This window comes from Dietzia sp. DQ11-71 (assembly GCF_014144995.1).
In the GTDB taxonomy this organism is placed as follows: Bacteria; Actinomycetota; Actinomycetes; order Mycobacteriales; family Mycobacteriaceae; genus Dietzia; species Dietzia kunjamensis.
Map to the genome: position 1 here is coordinate 1 of NZ_JAALDT010000367.1, position 2,037 is coordinate 2,037.

General features: G+C 72.8%; 3 protein-coding genes and 1 pseudogene. 3 read left to right on the plus strand and 1 reads right to left on the minus strand.

The features are described from left to right. The 3 genes and pseudogenes from G6023_RS12750 to G6023_RS12760 form a co-directional block, all read left to right on the plus strand. Positions 1 to 298: pseudogene (locus G6023_RS12750) on the plus strand (thiamine-phosphate kinase); the annotation flags it as partial. A 10-nt stretch (positions 299 to 308) separates the two neighbouring features. Beyond that, positions 309 to 830, plus strand: coding sequence for a gamma carbonic anhydrase family protein (locus tag G6023_RS12755; protein WP_067717980.1), 522 nt, complete (start codon positions 309 to 311; stop codon positions 828 to 830). A gap of 3 nt (positions 831 to 833) precedes the next feature. After that, the gene (locus tag G6023_RS12760; RefSeq protein WP_182635853.1) at positions 834 to 1,544 is read left to right on the plus strand and encodes a uracil-DNA glycosylase; all 711 of its coding nucleotides are present in this window, start codon (positions 834 to 836) and stop codon (positions 1,542 to 1,544) included. Between the two features lie 44 nt (positions 1,545 to 1,588). On the opposite strand, the gene G6023_RS12765 is transcribed toward G6023_RS12760, so the two are convergent. Then, a partial coding sequence (locus tag G6023_RS12765) for an enoyl-CoA hydratase/isomerase family protein (RefSeq protein WP_241727849.1) occupies positions 1,589 to 2,037 on the minus strand: 449 nt, incomplete at its 5' end.

The window sequence follows — 2,037 nt, forward strand, 5'->3', positions numbered from 1 at the left end:
GCTCGCGCGGGCCTCGTGCGTCGCGGCCGACCTCGTCACCGACGCGCTGCCCGTCGACCCGGTCCTGGCCGAGGCCGCGGCAACCCTGGGCGTCGCGGACCCCGGGCGTCAGGTGCTGGACTGGGTCCTCGACGGTGGCGAGGACCACGGACTGCTCGGGACGTTCCCGCCCGGGGCGGTGATCCCGCCCGGGTTCACGGCGATCGGCACCGTCCGGTCGGGAGAACCCGGCCTGGTCACCCTCGACGGTGAGCCCCGCACGCCGGGAGGCTGGGACTCCGCCCGCGGCGCGAACTAGGGTGATCCGCATGGCTGTCTACGCACTGGGAGACCTCGAACCCGACATCGCACCCGACGCCTGGGTGCACCCCGATGCGGTGGTCATCGGCCGGGTGACACTCGGCGCCGGCGCCTCGGTGTGGCCCACCGCCGTCCTGCGCGGCGACTACGGGCGCATCGAGATCGGCGCGATGAGCAATATCCAGGACGGCACGATCGTCCACTGCACGGCCACCGAACCGACGATCATCGGTGAACACTGCGTGGTGGGCCACAACGCGCACATCGAGGGGGCCACCATCGGGAACGGCGTCCTCATCTCGTCGGGCTCGATCGTGCTCAACGGTTCCGTGATCGGGGACGGGGCGGTCGTGGCCGCCGGCTGCCTGGTCCCGCCCCGGTTCGACCTCCCCGCCCGCCGCATGGCGATGGGGACGCCGGCGAAGATCCGCGAGGGCGTCGAGGTGGACCCTGCGATGCTCGAGGGCAACACACAGATGTACCACGACAACGCCATGCGCTACCGCGCCGACCTGCGTCGGCTCGACTGACCGGTGGACGACCGACACACCCCACCCGCACCGTTGTCCGACCTCCTCGACCCCGGCTGGGCACGCGCGCTCGCGCCGGTCGAGGAACAAATCCACCGGATGGGTGATTTCCTCCGCGCAGAGAACGCGGCGGGCCGGGGATACCTCCCCGCCGCCGACCGGGTGCTGCGCGCGTTCACCCAGCCGTTCGACGACGTGCGCGTGCTGATCGTGGGGCAGGACCCGTACCCGACGCCCGGCCACGCGGTCGGACTGAGCTTCGCGGTGAACGGCGACGTGCGTCCGCTCCCGCGAAGCCTGGTCAACATCTATCGCGAGTACACCGACGACCTGGGACTGGCGGCCCCCGGCCACGGCGACCTCGGGGCCTGGAGCCGGGCAGGGGTCCTGTTGCTCAACAGGGTGCTCACCGTCGCGCCCGGGGAGCCCGCCTCCCACCGCCGCAAGGGGTGGGAGGAGGTCACCGGGCGGGCGATCGAGGCCCTGGTCGAGCGGGATCGCCCGATGGTGGCGATCCTGTGGGGGCGCCATGCGCAGTCGCTGGCGCCGATGCTGGGGGACACCCCCGTGATCGCGTCCGCGCACCCCTCGCCGCTCTCGGCGTCGCGCGGGTTCTTCGGCTCACGGCCGTTCAGCCGCGCCGACGGGGAACTGAGGCGACTCGGTGCCGAGCCGATGGACTGGCGACTGCCAAAGGATCCGCTACAGATGTAGCGGACCCGGCCGGTCCACGACGTGGCGTTCCCGGCTCAGCCCCCTCAGCCCCGTCCGAACTCCGGACGGCGTTTGGCGACGAACGCATCCACGCCCTCGATGCCGTCCGGCGAGACGGCGAGGCGGGCGATCGACTCGCGCTCGGCGTCGAGTTGATCCGACAGCGTGGCGTTCTCGGAGGCACGCAGGAGCGCCTTCGCGGCGGCGTGGGATTCGCGCGGTCCGGCCGCGAGACGCACAGCCAGAGACCGGGCGGCCTCCCGGACGTCGCCGTCGACGAAGGTCGTGAGCACGCCCAACTGGAAGGCGCGCTCACCGTCCATCGGCTCGTTGCCGAGGATGAACGCCCGCGCCGCGGGCTGACCGACCGCGCGCGGCAGGCGCCACGACATCCCTCCGTCCGGCGACAGCCCGATGCCCGGGTAGGCCGCGAGCAGTCGGGTGTCGGGCCCGCCGACCGAGAAGTCCGCGGCCATGGCCAGCGAGGCGCCGG